At 69.6% G+C, this 17,803-nt stretch carries 11 protein-coding genes; 9 read left to right on the forward strand and 2 right to left on the reverse strand.

Annotation, left to right across the window (positions count from 1 at the left end):
* The first annotated feature begins 100 nt into the window (after positions 1-100).
* The 3 genes from ACKUU6_RS22055 to argF all read left to right on the forward strand — a co-directional run bounded on the left by ACKUU6_RS22055 (position 101) and on the right by argF (position 5,480).
* A complete protein-coding gene (locus ACKUU6_RS22055) occupies positions 101-1,720 on the forward strand; it encodes a 3' terminal RNA ribose 2'-O-methyltransferase Hen1 (protein WP_407990280.1) in 1,620 nt (539 codons plus the stop codon).
* Positions 1,720-4,326 (forward strand): polynucleotide kinase-phosphatase, encoded by a 2,607-nt coding sequence (locus ACKUU6_RS22060; RefSeq protein WP_407990281.1) that lies wholly within the window; start codon positions 1,720-1,722, stop codon positions 4,324-4,326. The genes ACKUU6_RS22055 and ACKUU6_RS22060 overlap by 1 nt, the downstream gene beginning before the upstream one ends.
* Before the next feature lie 152 nt (positions 4,327-4,478).
* Positions 4,479-5,480, forward strand: a complete 1,002-nt coding sequence (gene argF, locus ACKUU6_RS22065; RefSeq protein ID WP_407990282.1) for an ornithine carbamoyltransferase — start codon at positions 4,479-4,481, stop codon at positions 5,478-5,480.
* Positions 5,481-5,518: 38 nt separating this feature from the next.
* Here argF and ACKUU6_RS22070 read toward each other — a convergent pair whose 3' ends face one another.
* Positions 5,519-6,040: a superoxide dismutase family protein gene (locus ACKUU6_RS22070; protein WP_407990283.1), complete on the reverse strand. Its 522-nt coding sequence runs from the start codon at positions 6,038-6,040 to the stop codon at positions 5,519-5,521.
* A gap of 405 nt (positions 6,041-6,445) precedes the next feature.
* Here ACKUU6_RS22070 and acnA point away from each other — a divergent pair, with 405 nt between their 5' ends.
* The 5 genes from acnA (at position 6,446) to ACKUU6_RS22095 (ending at position 14,380) form a co-directional block, all read left to right on the forward strand.
* A complete protein-coding gene (gene acnA, locus ACKUU6_RS22075; protein WP_407990284.1) occupies positions 6,446-9,151 on the forward strand; it encodes an aconitate hydratase AcnA in 2,706 nt (901 codons plus the stop codon).
* Positions 9,152-9,286: 135 nt separating this feature from the next.
* Positions 9,287-10,585, forward strand: coding sequence for a glycoside hydrolase family 18 protein (locus ACKUU6_RS22080; protein ID WP_407990285.1), 1,299 nt, complete (start codon positions 9,287-9,289; stop codon positions 10,583-10,585).
* 393 nt (positions 10,586-10,978) lie between these two features.
* Positions 10,979-12,379 carry an N-acetylglucosamine/diacetylchitobiose ABC transporter substrate-binding protein gene (ngcE, locus tag ACKUU6_RS22085; protein WP_407990286.1) on the forward strand — a complete coding sequence of 467 codons (1,401 nt, stop codon included), beginning with the start codon at positions 10,979-10,981 and terminating at the stop codon, positions 12,377-12,379.
* Positions 12,380-12,489: 110 nt separating this feature from the next.
* On the forward strand, positions 12,490-13,422 hold the full coding sequence (locus ACKUU6_RS22090; protein ID WP_407990287.1) for a carbohydrate ABC transporter permease: 933 nt from the start codon (positions 12,490-12,492) through the stop codon (positions 13,420-13,422).
* Between the two features lie 13 nt (positions 13,423-13,435).
* A complete protein-coding gene (locus ACKUU6_RS22095; protein ID WP_407990288.1) occupies positions 13,436-14,380 on the forward strand; it encodes a carbohydrate ABC transporter permease in 945 nt (314 codons plus the stop codon).
* A 53-nt stretch (positions 14,381-14,433) separates the two neighbouring features.
* Here ACKUU6_RS22095 and pepN read toward each other — a convergent pair whose 3' ends face one another.
* Positions 14,434-16,998, reverse strand: coding sequence for an aminopeptidase N (pepN, locus tag ACKUU6_RS22100; RefSeq protein ID WP_407990289.1), 2,565 nt, complete (start codon positions 16,996-16,998; stop codon positions 14,434-14,436).
* Between the two features lie 233 nt (positions 16,999-17,231).
* On the opposite strand from pepN, the gene ACKUU6_RS22105 reads away from it, so the two are divergent.
* On the forward strand, positions 17,232-17,801 hold the full coding sequence (locus ACKUU6_RS22105; protein WP_407992200.1) for a disulfide bond formation protein DsbA: 570 nt from the start codon (positions 17,232-17,234) through the stop codon (positions 17,799-17,801).
* Positions 17,802-17,803 lie beyond the last annotated feature (2 nt).

The following is a 17,803-nucleotide window of genomic DNA, read 5'->3' on the forward strand; positions in this document are numbered from 1 at the left end:
TGCGGACACCGGCCCACCCCTCCGAACGGCGGTCGCGCAGCCCCTCCCCTCGGCGAAAACCCGGTGCCGCCTTCATCCGCCGTCAGCAATACTCAGACAGGTGTTCATTTCGATCTCCACCACAGGAACGGCTGAACGCCCGGCCTCCGACCTGGGCTTTCTGCTGCACAAGCACCCCGACAAGGTGCAGCGCTTCTCCACCTCGCACGGTGTCGCCCACGTCTTCTATCCGGAGACCGGCACCGAGTCCTGCACGGCGGCGATGCTGCTGGACGTCGACCCGATCGCACTGGTCCGCAAGGGCCGGGGCAAGGGTCGCGGGGGCTCACCCGACTTCGCGCTCGCCCAGTACGTCAACGACCGCCCCTACGCGGCCTCCTCGCTGCTCGCGGTCGCGCTGCGGACGGTGTTCCGGACGGCGATGAAGGGTGTCTGCGAGCAGCGTCCCGGCCTGGCGGAGCAGTCGCGGCCGCTGCGGATCGCGCTGCCCGCCGTGCCCGCCAACGGCGCGGGGGAGGAGGGTGGGTCGGCCATGGTGCGGCGGCTGTTCGAGCCGCTGGGCTGGCAGGTCGTGGCCACCGCGATCCCGCTGGACGAGGCCTTCCCGGAGTGGGGCGACTCCCGCTACGTCCGGGTGGAGCTGTCCGCCGAGGTCCGGCTGGCCGACGCCCTGCAGCAGCTCTACGTGCTGCTGCCGGTTCTGGACGGCGCCAAGCACTACTGGGTCGCGCCCGACGAGGTGGACAAGCTGCTGGCGGCGGGGGAGGGCTGGCTCGGGGCGCATCCGGAGCTGGCGCTGATCACCCGTCGGTACCTGGCCCGCCGCTGGTCGCTGACCAGGGCGGCACTGGAACGACTCGAACTGGCCCGGCTGGCCGAGGCCGACGACCGGGAGGCCGAGGAGGTGGACAACGCGGTCGACGACACGCCCGACACCGACGACACGCCGCACACCGACGAGGCAGCCGACCAACGAGCCGACCACCCGACGGCGGATCAGGAGCCGAAGACGGTCAGCCTCGGAGTCCGCCGACGGGAGGCGATCCTGGCTGCGCTGACCGAGGTCGGTGCCGCCCGGGTGCTCGATCTCGGCTGCGGCCAGGGCGAGTTGGTGGAGGCACTGCTGAAGGACGTCCGGGTCACGGAGGTGCTCGGCGTGGACGTCTCCTCCCGAGCCCTCACCGCCGCCGCCCGCAAGCTGCGGCTGGACCGGATGTCGGAGCGTCAGGCGGCCAGGGTCCGGCTGGTCCAGGGCGCGCTCACCTACACCGACGACCGGCTCAAGGGCTACGACGCCGCGGTGCTCTCCGAGGTGATCGAGCACCTCGACCTGCCGCGCCTGCCCGCACTGGAGTACGCGGTGTTCGGTGCGGCCCAGCCCGGCGCCGTGGTCGTGACCACGCCCAACGTCGAGTACAACGTCCGCTGGGAGACCCTCCCGGCCGGACAGGTCCGGCACAGCGACCACCGGTTCGAGTGGACCAGGTCGGAGTTCCTGGCGTGGGCCGAGCGGATCGCGGCCGACTACGGCTACTCCGTCACCGTCCGGCCGGTCGGCCCGCTGGACGGGGAGGTCGGCGCGCCGACCCAGCTCGCGCTGTTCCGCCGCACCTCGGCAGCCGCAGCCGCAGCCGCAGCTGCCGTATCCACCGCATCCGTATCCGAAGCCGCCGTATCCACCGCATCCGCATCCGAAGCCACCGAAGGGAGCGCCGCCTGATGACCACCGATCCCGACACCACCACCGACACTCCGGCCGAGCGCCCGTCCACCCGCTCCCTTCCCGTCACCGACGTCTCGCTGGTGGTCCTGGTCGGCACCAGCGGCTCCGGCAAGTCCACCTTCGCCCGGCGTCACTTCCGCCCGACCGAGGTGGTGTCCTCGGACTTCTGCCGCGGCCTGGTCGCCGACGACGAGAACGACCAGTCGGCCTCCTCCGACGCCTTCGACGTGCTGCACTACATCGTCGGCAAGCGCCTGGCGGCCGGCCGCCGCACCGTGGTGGACGCCACCAACGTCCAGCCGGAGAGCCGCAAGCAGCTCATCAAGCTGGCTCGCGAGCACGACGTGCTGCCGATCGCGATCGTGCTCGACCTCCCGCAGGAGGTCTGCGCGGAGCGGAACAAGGCCCGACCGGACCGCCAGTTCGCCGCCCACGTGATCCCCCGTCAGCAGCGCGAGCTGCGCCGCTCGCTGCGCGGTCTCGAGCGTGAGGGTTTCCGCAAGGTGCACGTCCTGCGCGGCGTGGCCGAGGTGGACTCGGCCGAGGTGGTCACCGAGAAGCGGTACAACGACCTGCGCGAGCTCACCGGCCCGTTCGACATCGTCGGTGACATCCACGGCTGCCGGTCCGAGCTGGAGACGCTGCTCACCACCCTGGGCTACTCGCTGGCCAAGGACGAGCAGGGCCGCCCGGTCGACGCCGTGCACCCCGAGGGCCGTACCCCGGTCTTCGTCGGTGACCTGGTCGACCGCGGCCCCGACAGCCCGGGTGTGCTGCGCCTGGTGATGGGGATGGTCGAGGCGGGCCACGCGATCTGCGTGCCCGGAAACCACGAGAACAAGCTCGGCCGCTGGATGGACGGCCGCAAGGTCACCGTCGCGTACGGCCTCCAGGAGACCATCGACCAGCTGGCCGGGGAGAGCGAGGAGTTCCGCGCCCGGGTCCGCGCGTTCATGCGCGGTCTGGTCAGCCACTACCTGCTCGACGGCGGCAACCTGGTGGTCTGTCACGCCGGTCTGCCGGAGAAGTACCACGGCCGCAACTCCGGCCGGGTGCGCTCGCACGCCCTGTACGGCGACACCACCGGCGAGACCGACGAGTACGGTCTGCCGGTCCGCTACCCGTGGGCGGAGGAGTACCGGGGCCGGGCCCTGGTGGTCTACGGCCACACCCCGGTGCCGACCGCCAGTTTCGTCAACAACACCATCTGCCTGGACACCGGCTGTGTCTTCGGCGGCAGCCTGACCGCGCTCCGGTACCCGGAGCGCGAGCTGGTCACCGTCGAGGCGGAGCAGGAGTGGTACGCCCCCGTCCGACCGCTGCGCACGGATGCGCCGGGTGGTAGGGAGGGCCGTCCGCTCGACCTGCAGGACGTGGCCGGCCGCCGGATCGTGGAGACCACCCAGCACGGCCGGGTGTCGATCCGCGAGGAGAACGCGGCCGCCGCGCTCGAGGTGATGAGCCGGTTCGCGCTCGACCCGCGCCTGCTCGCCTACCTGCCGCCGACCATGGCGCCGGTCGCCACCTCGCGTCGGGACGGCTTCCTGGAGCACCCGGAGGAGGCGTTCCTCGGCTACCGCAACGACGGTGTCCAGCAGGTGATCTGCGAGGAGAAGCACATGGGCTCCCGCGCGGTCGTGCTGGTCGCGCGCGACGACGCGTCGCTGGAGCGCCGGTTCGGTCTGGCCGGTCCGGGCGCGATCTGGACCAGGACGGGCCGGGCCTTCCTGAACGGCCAGGAGCTCACCGACGCGGTGCTGGAGCGGCTCGGGGCGGCGGCCGAGCGGGCCGGGCTGTTCGAGGAGCTGGGCACCGACTGGCTGTTGCTGGACGCGGAGCTGATGCCCTGGTCGCTCAAGGCGGTCGAGCTGCTGCGCCGTCAGTACGCGGCGGTCGGTGCGGCAGCCGGTGCCGCACTGCCCGAGGCGCTCGTCGCGCTGGAGCTCGGCGCCGCCCGTGGCCTGCCGTTGGACGAGCTGATCGGGCGTCAGCGTCAGCGGTCGGCGGACGCGGCGGCGTTCACTGTCGCCTACCGGCGCTACTGCTGGCCCACCGAGGGCCTGACGGGTCTTCGGCTGGCCCCGTTCCAGGTGCTGGCAGCCGAGGGGGCGAACCTCGCGGTCCGCTCGCACGACCAGCACCTCGGTTGGATCCACCGCCTGGTGGCGGCCGACGACCCGGCGGCACCGATCCTGCACCGGACGGAGCGACTGCTGGTCGACACCTCCGACGCGGCCTCGGTCGCGGCCGGCGTCGCCTGGTGGGAGGAGCTGACCGAGGCGGGTGGCGAGGGCATGGTGGTCAAGCCGCTGGCCTCGCTGGTCCGGGGCGGTGCCACCGGCCGGGGCGGCCTGGTCCAGCCCGGTGTGAAGGTCCGCGGCCGGGAGTACCTGCGGATCATCTACGGTCCCGACTACACCGAGCACCTCGCCGAGCTGCGGCAGCGTTCACTCGGCCACAAGCGTTCGCTCGCCCTGCGGGAGTACGCGCTCGGCCTGGAGGCGCTGGACCGGCTGGCCGGGTCCGAACCGCTCTGGCGGGTGCACGAGGCGGTGTTCGCCGTCCTGGCGCTGGAGTCGGAGCCGGTCGACCCCCGCCTCTGACGTCGGTCGTGGCGGGCCACCCCCGTGCGAGGGTGGCCCGCCACGTCCCTATCGGCCGCCACTCACTGCCATGCGCCAGCTCCTGATGCATAAGAATTCTGGAAGTCGTATACACTTCCCGTCTCATCGTCCCCGCGACCCAGGAGCCCGGCATGGCCTTCAACCTCCGGAACCGGCACTTCCTCAAGGAGCTGGACTTCACCGCGCAGGAGTTCCGCTTCCTGCTCGAGCTGTCCGCCCAGCTCAAGGCAGCGAAGTATGCGGGGACCGAGCGGCCCCGACTGACCGGCAAGAACATCGCCTTGGTCTTCGAGAAGACCTCCACCCGGACCCGCTGCGCCTTCGAGGTGGCCGCCCACGACCAGGGTGCCAGCACCACGTACCTGGACCCGTCCGGCTCGCAGCTCGGCCACAAGGAGTCCATCAAGGACACCGCCCGAGTGCTCGGCCGGATGTTCGACGGAATCCAGTACCGCGGGCACGGTCAGGTGCTGGTGGAGGAGCTGGCAACCCACGCGGGTGTCCCGGTCTGGAACGGGCTGACCGACGAGTGGCACCCCACCCAGTCGCTGGCCGACATGCTCACCGTGGTCGAGCACGGCACCAAGCCGCTGGAGCAGACCACGCTGGTCTACCTCGGCGACGCCCGCTACAACATGGGCAACTCGCTGCTCGTCACCGGAGCGCTGCTCGGGATGGACATCCGGATCGTCGCGCCGCAGCAGCTCTGGCCCTCGCCGGAGGTCCAGAAGGCGGCCCAGACGCTGGCCGAGACCAGCGGTGCCCGGATCACCCTCACCGAGGACGTGGCCGAGGGCGTGGCCGGGGCCGACTTCCTCTACACCGACGTCTGGGTCTCGATGGGCGAGCCCAAGGAGGTCTGGGCGGAGCGGATCGCCCTGCTGAGGCCGTACCAGGTCTCGATGGAGACGATCCGGGCCACCGGTAACCCGTCGGTCAAGTTCCTGCACTGCCTGCCGGCCTTCCACGACCTGGGCACCGAGGTCGGCCGCCAGCTCTTCGAGGTCTCCGGCCTGAGCGAGCTGGAGGTGACCGACGAGGTCTTCGAGTCCGCCCACTCGGTGGTCTTCGACCAGTCGGAGAACCGCCTGCACACCATCAAGGCGATCCTGGTGGCGACGCTCGGCTCCTGATCCCTGGCGAACCGACCCCCTGACGGACCCTCAGCCGCTCAGAGGTTGACGTTGACGCAGCCGACCCGCTGCGCCAGGGCGTGTCCCTGTCCGTCCTGGCCGGCGTGCAGCACCAACGACCTGGCCCCGCCCTCCCGGAACTCCCACTCCACCGTGCTGCTCGCGGTGGCGTGGCCGGTCTCGTCGGTGCGCAGGACGAGCCGGAGCTCGTTCCGGTCGTTGGCGTAGGCGGGGTCGGTGGAGGGCTGTACCGGGTCCGGCCGGTCCTGGTAGTGCGGGCCCGAGTCGGCGGGGACGGTGCCGCAGCCACGGGTGTGCGCGTGCACGGGGTACGCATGACCGGGCACCAGCCCGTCCACCGTCATCGTGACGGTGGTGCGTCCGTCGGCCCGGTGCGCCACGATCCGGACGCCCGCGCCGTACGGGACGACGTCCGGGGCGAAGCTGACGGCGGTGGCGGGTGCGATGCCGTCCGTCCGGTCGAAGGTGGCCTCCACCGTGCTCGCCGGCGGGAGGAGCGGTTGCAGCAGGGCGAGTGCCAGCGCGGGGGCGGCGTACATGGGCGGGCCTTTCGGGAGGGGGTCTCCGCCCCAAGCTGCCAGCTCCGGCCGGGCCGGAGCACGCCCCGCCGCCCGAAGTCACCCGTACGGGGCGCCCACCCTGAGCCCGTCCGCGCGGCCCACCCGTCCCCCCGCCCGCCCCCGCCGCCCCGGCGGTGGAGTTGCGTGACGGCACCCGGAGCGGAAGTTTGGAGAGGTATCGCGGCTGGACCGCCAATAGGGGCCTGCCTGACGCGGCGCTCACCCGGGCATGCACTATGGTTTATCTCGACATCGAGATAACTCCGCGCTATGGTTTATCTTGACGTCAAGATACTTGCCGAGAGGCGTACGCCTCCACCGGCGGCCGGGTCGGACCCAAGTTAGGGTCACCTTACCACCGGGTGGATCCAAAAGGAGTCAGTCGTGTCCGCGAACAGCTTCGACGCCCGCAGCTCGCTGCAGGTGGGCGACGAGTCGTACGAGATCTTCAAGCTCTCCGCCGTCGAGGGTTCCGAGCGGCTGCCGTACAGCCTCAAGGTGCTGCTGGAGAACCTGCTCCGCACCGAGGACGGCGCGAACATCACCGCCGACCACATCCGGGCGCTGGGCAACTGGGACGAGAACGCCCAGCCGAGCCAGGAGATCCAGTTCACGCCCGCCCGCGTGATCATGCAGGACTTCACCGGTGTCCCCTGTGTGGTGGACCTGGCCACCATGCGCGAGGCCGTGAAGGAGCTGGGCGGCGACCCGGCGAAGATCAACCCGCTGGCGCCGGCCGAGCTGGTCATCGACCACTCCGTCATCGCCGACAAGTTCGGCACCAAGGACGCGTTCACCCAGAACGTCGAGATCGAGTACGGCCGCAACAAGGAGCGCTACCAGTTCCTGCGCTGGGGCCAGACCGCGTTCGACGAGTTCAAGGTCGTCCCGCCGGGCACCGGCATCGTGCACCAGGTCAACATCGAGCACCTGGCCCGCACGGTCATGGTCCGCAACGGCCAGGCGTACCCCGACACCTGCGTCGGCACCGACTCGCACACCACCATGGTCAACGGCCTGGGCGTGCTGGGCTGGGGCGTCGGTGGCATCGAGGCCGAGGCCGCGATGCTCGGCCAGCCGGTCTCCATGCTGATCCCGCGCGTGGTCGGCTTCAAGCTGAGCGGCGAGCTGCCGGCCGGCACCACCGCCACCGACCTGGTGCTCACCATCACCGAGATGCTGCGCAAGCACGGTGTGGTCGGCAAGTTCGTCGAGTTCTACGGCGCCGGCGTCACCGCCATCCCGCTGGCGAACCGCGCCACCATCGGCAACATGTCGCCGGAGTTCGGTTCGACCTGCGCGATCTTCCCGATCGACGCCGAGACGATCAACTACCTCAAGCTGACCGGCCGTTCCGAGCAGCAGCTCGCGCTGGTCGAGGCGTACGCCAAGGAGCAGGGCCTCTGGCACGACCCGTCGGTCGAGCCGGTCTACTCCGAGTACCTCGAGCTGGACGTCTCCACCGTCGTCCCGTCGATCTCCGGCCCGAAGCGCCCGCAGGACCGCGTGGTCCTGGCCGAGGCCGCCGACCGCTTCCGCACCGCCGTCCGTGACTACATCTCGGACGTCGACGAGGCCGGCCAGGAGTCGTTCCCCGCCTCCGACGCCCCCGCCAGCAGCAACGGGATCCACAAGCCGACCCCGGTGACCAGCCCGGACGGCAAGACCTACGAGATCGACCACGGCGCCGTCGTGATCGCCTCGATCACCTCCTGCACCAACACCTCGAACCCCTCCGTCATGCTGGGCGCCGCCCTGCTGGCGAAGAAGGCCGTGGAGAAGGGCCTCACGGTCAAGCCGTGGGTCAAGACCACACTGGCCCCCGGGTCCAAGGTCGTCATGGACTACTACGAGAAGGCCGGCGTCCTCCCCTACATGGAGAAGCTGGGCTTCAACCTGGTCGGCTACGGCTGCGTCACCTGCATCGGCAACTCGGGCCCGCTGCCCGAGGAGGTCTCGAAGGCGGTCAACGACCACGACCTGGCCGTCGTCTCGGTGCTCTCGGGCAACCGCAACTTCGAGGGCCGGATCAACCCGGACGTCAAGATGAACTACCTGGCCTCGCCGCCGCTGGTGGTCGCCTACGCCCTCGCCGGCAACATGAACATCGACATCACCCGCGAGGCCCTGGGCACGGACGCCGAGGGCAACCCGGTCTACCTCGCCGACATCTGGCCCTCGGAGAAGGAGGTCGCCGACACCGTCGCGTCCTCCATCGACGAGGCGATGTTCGCCAAGGGCTACCAGGACGTCTTCGCAGGTGACCACCGCTGGCAGTCGCTCCCGGTCCCGACCGGCAACACCTTCGAGTGGGACGCCGAGTCCACCTACGTGCGGAAGCCCCCGTACTTCGACGGCATGGCCAAGACCCCGAGCCCGGTGAACGACATCACCGGCGCCCGCGTGCTGGCCAAGCTGGGCGACTCGGTCACCACCGACCACATCTCCCCGGCCGGCAACATCAAGCCGGGCACCCCGGCGGCGCAGTACCTGACCGCCAACGGTGTCGAGAAGCGCGACTTCAACTCGTACGGCTCGCGCCGTGGCAACCACGAGGTGATGATCCGCGGCACCTTCGCCAACATCCGTCTGCGCAACCAGATCGCGCCGGGCACCGAGGGTGGTTACACCCGCGACTTCACCCAGGCCGACGCCCCGGTGTCGTTCATCTACGACGCCGCGCAGAACTACCAGGCCGCCGGCACCCCGCTGGTCATCCTGGCGGGCAAGGAGTACGGCTCCGGCTCGTCCCGTGACTGGGCGGCCAAGGGCACCGCGCTGCTCGGCGTCAAGGCCGTCATCGCCGAGTCGTACGAGCGCATCCACCGCTCGAACCTGATCGGCATGGGCGTCCTGCCGCTGCAGTTCCCCGAGGGCCGGACCGCCGAGTCGCTGGGTCTGACCGGCGAGGAGACCTTCTCCTTCACCGGCGTGACCGAGCTCAACGAGGGCCGCACCCCGAAGACCGTCAAGGTCACGGCCGGCGACATCACCTTCGACGCGGTGGTCCGCATCGACACCCCCGGTGAGGCCGACTACTACCGGAACGGCGGCATCCTGCAGTACGTGCTGCGCAGCCTGATCGGCTGATCAGCCCGACAAGAGGCCCGGACCCCGCAGCCGTGCGGGGTCCGGGCCTCTTGTGCGTTCGCCCGCAATGGACTAAATCTCTCAGTCAGCACATGGTCCAGACCAATTGACGCTGATTCGGAGAACGGGTCCCGCATGCCCAGAAGATCCTCTGCACTGCTCGCGGCCGTCACCATCGCCGCCGTCCTGGCTCCCGGCACGGCCCAGGCCCACACCGGCCCGCACCTGAACGGTGAGCGGGTCGGCTACTTCACCCAGTGGGGTGTGTACGGCGGCTTCTCGTTCAAGAACGTGCAGACCTCCGGTCAGGCCGCCAGGCTCACAGTGATCAACTACGCCTTCGGCAACGTCAACGCCGAGGGCAGGTGCTTCGAGGCCAACGAGGCCGGGGTCGGCGACGCCTGGGCCGACTACCAGCGCCCGGTCGGCGCCGAGGAGTCGGTGGACGGCAGGGCCGACACCGCCGAGCAGCCGCTGAAGGGCAGCTTCAACCAGCTGCGCAAGCTCAAGGCGAAGAACCCGCAGCTCAAGGCCGTCATCTCGCTGGGCGGTTGGAGCTGGTCCAAGTACTTCTCGGATGCGGCGCTCACCGACGCGTCCCGGAAGGCCTTCGTCTCCTCCTGCCTGGACCTGTACCTCCGGGGCAACCTGCCGCAGCTCGGTTCGGCCGAGGGCGGGGCCGGGGCCGGTCTCGGCGTCTTCGACGGCATAGACCTCGACTGGGAGTACCCGGGTGGCGGCGGCGACGCGGGCAACGTGGTCCGTCCCGAGGACGGTCACAACTTCACCCTGCTGGTGCAGGAGTTCCGGCGGCAGCTGGACGAGCTGGGGAGGAAGTCGCGGCAGCACTACCTGCTGACCGCCGCGGTGGCCGCCAACGAGACGGTGGCGGACCGGCTGGAGCTCCCGCGGATCGCACGGTCGGCGGACTGGCTCAACCTGATGACGTACGACCTGCACGGCCCCTGGGAGGGCGCCGGTCCGACCGCCCACCAGGCCAACCTGTTCGCGGACGGCGCCGATCCCTCGCCGAAGCAGCTCAGTGGTGACCGGGTGGTCAGGCACTACCTCGACCGCGGCCTGCCGGCCCGGCAGGCCGTGCTCGGGGTGCCGTTCTATGCCCACGGCTGGACCGGCGTGCAGCCGGGGCCGAAGGGGGACGGTCTCTACCAGGCCGCCACCTCCTCGGTCGCCGACCTGCCCTACAAGGACGTGAAGAACCTGCCGGGCACGGTGCACACGGACTGGCTGCGGGGAGCCAGCTGGAAGTACGACGGCAGCACCCTGTACACCTTCGACACCCCCGAGGTACTCAGCTACAAGGCCGCATACTCCCGCTTCATCGGACTTGGTGGTGTGATGGTCTGGGCGCTGGACCACGACGACAGCGACGGGACCCTGGTGAAGGCCCTGGACAAGGGGCTCCGGTTCTGACGGGCGCCGGGCGAGCGCCTGACCCGGTGCCCGAACCGTAGCAAAAGCCGCGCGCAGCTTCGTGCGTCACTGTTCTGTGATGCGCGAAGCTGCGCATTTCTATGTTCAAACGAACACTAGCGCGCTAGATTTTCCCCACCGACGGGCCGGATGGGCAAATACGCAGGCCCCCTGCACATTGCACATGCTGCATCGCCGACAACGCTTTGGTCCTCAGGGGCCGCATCGGGCGGTTCGGCTATTGCTGCCAGATGAACAGTGGACTATACCTTTGCCCATCACAGAAACCGCCTCTGACCGGCCCCTTGGCCGCTGGGCGCGCCTCACTGGCAGGAATTGACGATCCGTCAATATCTGTACGCATCTTCTGGACACCGAGGGGTTAGGGCACTCATGGGCTCTGCAACCGAGTACAACCGCCGTGACATCTTCAAGCGGGCCGCGGCCATCACCGTGCTCGCGGCCGGCAGCGGCTCGCTGCTCGCCGCCTGCGCCGGGGGCAGTGGCAGCAGCGACAGCAAGAAGTCCGGTGAGTACAACCTGAAGGACGCCAAGAACCCGTTCGGCGTCGACCCGAAGGCGGGCCTGGAGGCCTTCATCTTCGACGGTGGCTACGGCAAGGACTACCTGGCCGCGTTCGCCGCGATCTACTCCAAGACGTACCCGGACGCCAAGGTCAACCAGCAGGCCGACAAGGACATCACGGGCAAGCTGCAGCCGCGCTTCAACGCCGGCTCCCCGCCGGACGTCATCGACGACTCGGGCAACAAGCAGATCAAGCTCGACGTCCTGGTCAAGGACAAGAGCCTGGTCGACCTGGCCCCCCTGCTGGACGCGCCGTACATCGACGACCCGTCGAAGAAGGTCCGCGACGTCCTGATGCCCGGCACCATCGAGTCCGGCACCATCGACGGCAAGGTCTACAACCTGTCGTACGCGTACACCATGTGGGGTCTGTGGTTCTCCGGCAAGCTCTTCAAGGACAACGGCTGGACCGTACCGAAGACCTGGGCCGACTTCATCACCGTCTGTGAGCAGGCCAAGGCCAAGGGCATCGCCCCGCTCGCCCACCAGGGCAAGTACCCGTACTACATCAACGTCGCCATCCTGGACATGATCGCCAAGCAGGGCGGCCTCGACCTGATGGCCCGGATCGACAAGCTCGACCCGACCGCGTGGGACGACCCGGCCGTGAAGACCGCCGTCGAGGCGTTCTACCAGGTGGTGGAGAAGGACTTCCTGCTCCCCGGCACCAACGGCATGACCCACACCGAGTCGCAGACCGCGTGGAACCAGTACAAGGCGGTCTTCATCCCGTCCGGCTCCTGGCTGGAGAACGAGCAGCTCTCCTCCACCCCGGCAGACTTCGAGATGACCTTCCTGCCGATGCCGTCGCTGCCCGGCGACAAGCTCCCGTTCGAGGCCATCCGGGCCGGTTCCGGCGAGCCGTTCGTGGTGCCGGCCAAGGCCAAGAACGTGGCCGGCGGCCTGGAGTTCCTCCGGATGATGCTGACCAAGGAGGCCTCCGGCAAGTTCGCCCAGGCCGCCAACAGCCTCACCTGCCTCAAGGACGGCGTCGGCCCCGAGGTCCAGCTGAAGCCGGGCACCAAGTCGACCGTGGCGGCGCTGAAGGCCGCAGGCGCCAACGTCTTCAACTACCAGTACCCGAACACCGCGAGCAAGTTCGACGAGGACCTGCAGAACGCGTCGGGCGAGCTGCTGGCCAAGCGCATCACTCCGGCGGAGTGGATCAAGCGCGCCAAGGAGTCGGCCACCAAGAACAAGACCGCCTGACCGGCGGAGGGCCCCCTGCCCGACGGCGGGCAAGGAGGGCGACACCGCGCACCGGGGGCCTCCCGCACCAGGCCCCCGGTGCGCCCGCCTGACGGACAGGAGATGTGACGATGCGTCACGGCAAGTACCCCTTCATCGTGGGGTTCCTCTTTCTTCCGATCCTGCTGTACGTGGGCCTGGTGCTCTGGCCCTACGCGCAGACGTTCGGATACTCCCTGACCGACTGGTCGGGGCAGAGCCAGGAGATGAACTTCGTCGGCCTGGACAACTACACCAAGCTCCTCGGTGACGAGGTCTTCCTCGGCGCGCTCTGGCACAACCTGCTCCTGCTCGCCGTGCTCCCGGTCGCCACCATCCTGATCGCGCTGTTCTTCGCCTTCATGCTCAACGTGGGCGGCAAGGGCGGTACCGGCGGGGTCCAGGGTGTGGCGGGTGCCGCCTTCTACAAGGTGGTCTTCTTCTTCCCGCAGGTCCTGTCGATCGCCATCCTGGCGGTGCTCTGGCAGGCGGTGTACCGCAGCGACGGTGCGGGCCTGGCCAACGGCGCGCTGATCGAGCTCGGCCTGGTCGATCCGCAGCACCCGATGGAGTGGCTGAACAGTCCTGACCTGGTGCTCTGGTGCATCATGGGCGTCCTGGTCTGGGGCGGCGTCGGCTTCTACCTGGTGCTGTTCTCGGCGGCCATGCAGTCGATCCCGAAGGACATCTACGAGGCGGCGCTGCTGGACGGCGCCAAGCGCGGGCAGACCTTCTTCAAGATCACCCTGCCGCTGCTCTGGGAGACCGTCCAGACCGCCTGGGTCTACCTCGCCATCGTGGCGATGGACGCCTTCGCGCTGGTCGCCAGCATGACCCCGGGCCGTACCTACGGTGGCGGCCCGGACCACCACAGCGAGTTGATGTCGACGTACCTGATGCGCAACTTCCTCGCCTTCGGTGAGGCGGGCTACGCCTGCGCGATGGGTGTTGTGATCTTCTTCTTCACCCTCATCCTGTCCGTCGTCTCGCTGCGGGTCACCCGGCGCGAGCGGATCGAGTACTGAGCGGGGCCATGGCATGAGTACCAGCATCGACAAGACCACGACCGTTCCCGCCCAACGCCCCGTCAGCCCCCGGCCGCCGGTCAAGGAGGCACGCTTCGCCGACGGCGGCGGGGTGCTGAACGTCTTCTCGCACGGCTTCCTGGCCATCTGGGCCCTGATGATCGTCTTCCCGCTGGCCTGGGTGGTGCTCGGGTCGTTCAAGACCGACTCCCAGATCAACAGCAGCGCCTGGAGCTGGCCGAGCAGCTGGAGCTTCAAGAACTTCGGCACCGCCTGGGAGAAGGGCATCGGCGGCTACTTCGCCAACACCCTGATCGTGCTGGCCGGTTCGCTGACCCTGACCATGCTGCTCGGCGCGATGGCCGCCTACGTGCTGGCCCGTTACGAGTTCAGGGGCAACCGGCCGATCTACTTCCTGTTCGTCGCGGGCGCGATGTTCCCCGTCTACCTCGCGCTCGTCCCGCTGTTCTTCATGGTCCGCAACCTCGGCGAGATCAGCCCCTACCTCGGCCTGAACAGCTATGCGGGCCTGATCCTGGTGTACACGGCGTACTCGCTGCCGTTCACCGTGTTCTTCCTGCACTCGTTCTTCCGCACCCTGCCGACCGCGATCCACGAGGCGGCCATGCTGGACGGCTGCTCGCACGCGCGGGCGTTCTTCCGGGTGATGGTGCCGATGGCCAAGCCCGGCCTGATCAGCGTGGGCATCTTCAACGTGCTGGGGCAGTGGAACCAGTACATCCTGCCGGTCACCCTGATGCAGCCGACCTCGGCCGGCGAGGCCGACCACTCGATGCTGGCCCAGGGCCTGGTCAACCTGGCCCTTCAGTCCGGCTACAAGAGCGACGCCCCGGCGCTGTTCGCGGGCATGACCATCGCGATGCTGCCGGTGCTGGTGGTGTACCTGTCCTTCCAGCGCCAGGTGCAGTCGGGTCTGACCAGCGCGACCCTGAAGTGACCTACGCCGAAGGGGCCGCCCACGTGCACACGTGGGCGGCCCCTTCGGCGTTCTCAGGCCCCGTCGACCGCCTGGGCGCGCAGCGCGCGGTCCAGGTCGTCCCGGCACTCAAGCACCAGGCGGCGCAGCGCGGGGGCGGCGCCCGGGTGCCCGGCCAGCCAGGCGTCGGCGGCGGCCAGGGTCGCCGGATCGGTCTGGAACCGGGGGAAGAAGCCGCCGACGATCCGCATCGCGATCTCGATCGAGCGCTGGGCCCAGACCGACTCGATCACCTCGAAGTACGTGTCGGCGTACCCGGCGGTCAGCTCGCGCTGGCCCGGCTGGGCGAAGCCCGCGATCTGGGCCTCCACCAGCGCGTTCGGCAGCTCGTCCGATTCCACCACGGAGGCCCAGGCGGTGGCCTTGGCGCCGGGGGTGGGCAGGGCGGCCAGACAGTGCGTCAGGTGCTGGCGTCCGCTCGCGGTGTTGTCCAACTCGAGTTCGCCCTGCAGCTGGTCGGGGGTCGCCCGTCCGGCCGAGGCGAGCGCCAGCCAGAGCGCCCAGCGCAGCTCCTGGTCCACCACCAGGCCGTCGATCCTGGCGGTGCCGGCCAGCAGGCCCTCGACCAGCTGGAGCTGCTCGGCCTGGTCGGCGGTCAGGGCCAGGAACCGGGCCCAGGCCAGCTGGTGGTCGCTGCCGGGCTCGGCGGCGCGCAGCTCGCGCAGCGCGCAGGCCGCCAACTGCCGTGCGCCCGCCGCCCGGTGCTCCGGCGCGGCGTACAGATCGAGGGCACCCTTGGCCTGCTGGTGCAGCGACTGCAGCACCCCGATCTCCGACTCGGGCCCGGCGAACCGGTCCACCAGGTCGAGGTAGTCACGGGTGGGCATCAGGCCGTCCCTGGTCAGGTTCCAGGCCGCCGACCAGGCCAGCGCGCGGGACAGCGGATCGACGATCTCGCCCAGGCCCTCGCGGAGCGTCGCCAGCGAGCGGTCGTCGAACCGGATCTTGCAGTAGGTCAGGTCCTCGTCGTTCAGCAGCACCAGCGCCGGGCGCGGCCGGCCGGTCAGCTGGGGCACCGGGGTGCGGGCGCCGTCCACGTCCAGCTCGACCCGCTCGGTGCGCACCAGCCTGCCGTCGGTGTCCCGCTCGTAGCAGCCGATCGCGATCCGGTGCGGGCGGAGCGTGCCGCCGTCCTGGAGCACCGCGAACTCGGTGATCCGGCCCTCGGCGTCCACGGTGAGCTGCGGGGTGAGCGAGTTGACCCCGGAGGTCTGCAGCCAGGCGGCGGCCCAGGAGGTGAGGTCGCGGCCGCTGGTCTCCTCCAGCGCGCCGAGCAGGTCGGCGAGCACGGTGTTTCCGAAGGCGTGCCGCTTGAAGTAGTGCCGTGCGCCCTCGAAGAACGCCTCCGCGCCGACGTACGCCACCAGCTGCTTGAGAACCGAGGCGCCCTTGGCGTAGGTGATGCCGTCGAAGTTGAGCTTGGCGTCCTCCAGGTCACGGATGTCAGCCGTGATCGGGTGGGTGGTGGGGAACTGGTCCTGCCGGTACGCCCAGGCCTTGCGCCGGTTGGCGAAGGTGATCCAGGAGGACGTGTACTTGGTGCCCGCGCCGATCAGCCCGTACGAGCCCATGAAGTCCGCGAACGACTCCTTCAGCCAGAGGTCGTCCCACCACCGCATGGTGACCAGGTCGCCGAACCACATGTGCGCCATCTCGTGCAGGATGACGTTGGCCCGGCCCTCGTACGCGGCCTCGGTGACCTTCGAACGGAAGACGAACTCCTCGCGGAAGGTGACGCAGCCCGGGTTCTCCATCGCGCCGATGTTGTACTCCGGGACGAAGCACTGATCGTACTTGCCGAACGGGTACGGGTAGTCGAACTCGGCGTGGAAGAAGTCCAGGCCCTGCTTGGTGACGGTGAAGATCTCGTCGGCGTCGAAGTGCTTCGCCAGCGACTTGCGGCAGGTCGCAGCGAGCGGGATCTCCAGGGTCGAGCCGTCGGCCGACTCCCGGGTGTAGTGGTCGCGTTCGACGTGGTACGGGCCGGCCACCACGGCGGTCAGGTAGGTGGAGATCGGCCGGGTCGGCGCGAACTCCCAGACCCGGGCGGCGCCGTCCTCGGTGACCGCGGTGTGCACCGCGTTGGCGTACACGTCCCAGGCGGCCGGAGCGGTCACCGTGAAGGTGAACGGGGCCTTCAGATCGGGCTGTTCGAAGTTGGCGAACACCCGTCGGGAGTCGGCCGGTTCGAAGTGCGTGTAGAGGTAGGTCTCGCCGTCCACCGGGTCGACGAAGCGGTGCAGGCCCTCGCCGGTCCGGCTGTAGGCGCAGTCCGCCTCGACCACCAGCAGGTTCTGCTCGGCCAGCCCGGCGAGCGCGACCCGGGTGCCGTCGAAGACCTCGGCGGGGTCGAGCGACCGCCCGTTCAGCGTGACGGCCCTGACGCGCGGGGCCAGCAGGTCGGCGAAGCTCTCCGCGCCGGTCTCGGCGGAGCGGAAGGCGATGGTGGTGGTCGACCGGAAGGTGGCGGCCGTCGGATCGACGGCCGAGGTGACGTCGAGGTGGACGCGGTAGCTGTCCACCGAGAGGATTGCGGCCCGCTGCCGGGCTTCCTCACGGCTCAGGTTCTTGCCCGGCACGGTGGTGTACTCCTCTGTCCGGCTCGCACGGTCTCTGTCGGGAGGTCGTCCCAGCCGCATCCTTTCACGTACGCCCCCAGGTGCCATTGCACAGGCGGCCGGAATCAGTGGCGTCCCACCGCTGTTGCTGACCTTGGAACCCCCGTACCGAGCGAAGGACGCCGTCAGTGACGACCGCAGACTCCAAGAAGATCGCCGACTTCTGGTTCGACCCGACCTGCCCGTGGGCCTGGATGACGTCCCGCTGGATGCTGGAGGTGGAGCAGCTCCGCCCGGTGCAGACCCGCTGGCACGTGATGAGCCTGTCGGTGCTGAACGAGCACCGCGAGGACCTGCCGCAGCACTACAAGGACTTCGTCGCCAAGGGCTGGGGTCCGGTCCGGGTGCTGATCGCCGCCGCCCAGGCGCACGGTGACAAGGTGCTCGGCCCGCTCTACACCGAGCTCGGCACCCGCTTCCACAACCAGGGCCTGCCGAACGAGCGGGCCACCATCGAGGCGGCCCTGGTTGCGGCGGGTCTGCCGGTCGAGCTGGCCGACGCGGCCGACTCCACCGAGTACGACGAGGCGCTGCGGGCCTCTCACGCCGAGGGCATCGGCCTGGTCGGCGAGGACGTCGGCACCCCGGTGATCGCGGTGGACGGCCCGGACGGCGGCCGGATCGCGTTCTTCGGCCCGGTGGTCACCCCGACCCCGCGCGGCGAGGCCGCCGCCCGGCTGTGGGACGGCACCCTGCTGGTGGCCGGCACCCCCGGCTTCTACGAGATCAAGCGCACCCGCACCGCGGGCCCGTCCTTCGAGTGACG

Source organism: Kitasatospora sp. CMC57 (assembly GCF_045866025.2).
GTDB lineage: Bacteria > Actinomycetota > Actinomycetes > Streptomycetales > Streptomycetaceae > Kitasatospora.

What these genes read in the sequence shown, in the direction of transcription:
- ACKUU6_RS22080 (WP_407990285.1), top strand. Translation starts at nt 9,287, where the DNA reads ATGCCCAGAAGATCCTCTGCACTGCTCGCGGCCGTCACCATCGCCGCC.
- ACKUU6_RS22105 (WP_407992200.1), top strand. Translation starts at nt 17,232, where the DNA reads ATGACGTCCCGCTGGATGCTGGAGGTGGAGCAGCTCCGCCCGGTGCAG.
- ngcE (WP_407990286.1), top strand. Translation starts at nt 10,979, where the DNA reads ATGGGCTCTGCAACCGAGTACAACCGCCGTGACATCTTCAAGCGGGCC.
- ACKUU6_RS22090 (WP_407990287.1), top strand. Translation starts at nt 12,490, where the DNA reads ATGCGTCACGGCAAGTACCCCTTCATCGTGGGGTTCCTCTTTCTTCCG.
- ACKUU6_RS22095 (WP_407990288.1), top strand. Translation starts at nt 13,436, where the DNA reads ATGAGTACCAGCATCGACAAGACCACGACCGTTCCCGCCCAACGCCCC.
- ACKUU6_RS22060 (WP_407990281.1), top strand. Translation starts at nt 1,720, where the DNA reads ATGACCACCGATCCCGACACCACCACCGACACTCCGGCCGAGCGCCCG.
- argF (WP_407990282.1), top strand. Translation starts at nt 4,479, where the DNA reads ATGGCCTTCAACCTCCGGAACCGGCACTTCCTCAAGGAGCTGGACTTC.
- ACKUU6_RS22070 (WP_407990283.1), bottom strand. Translation starts at nt 6,040, where the DNA reads ATGTACGCCGCCCCCGCGCTGGCACTCGCCCTGCTGCAACCGCTCCTC.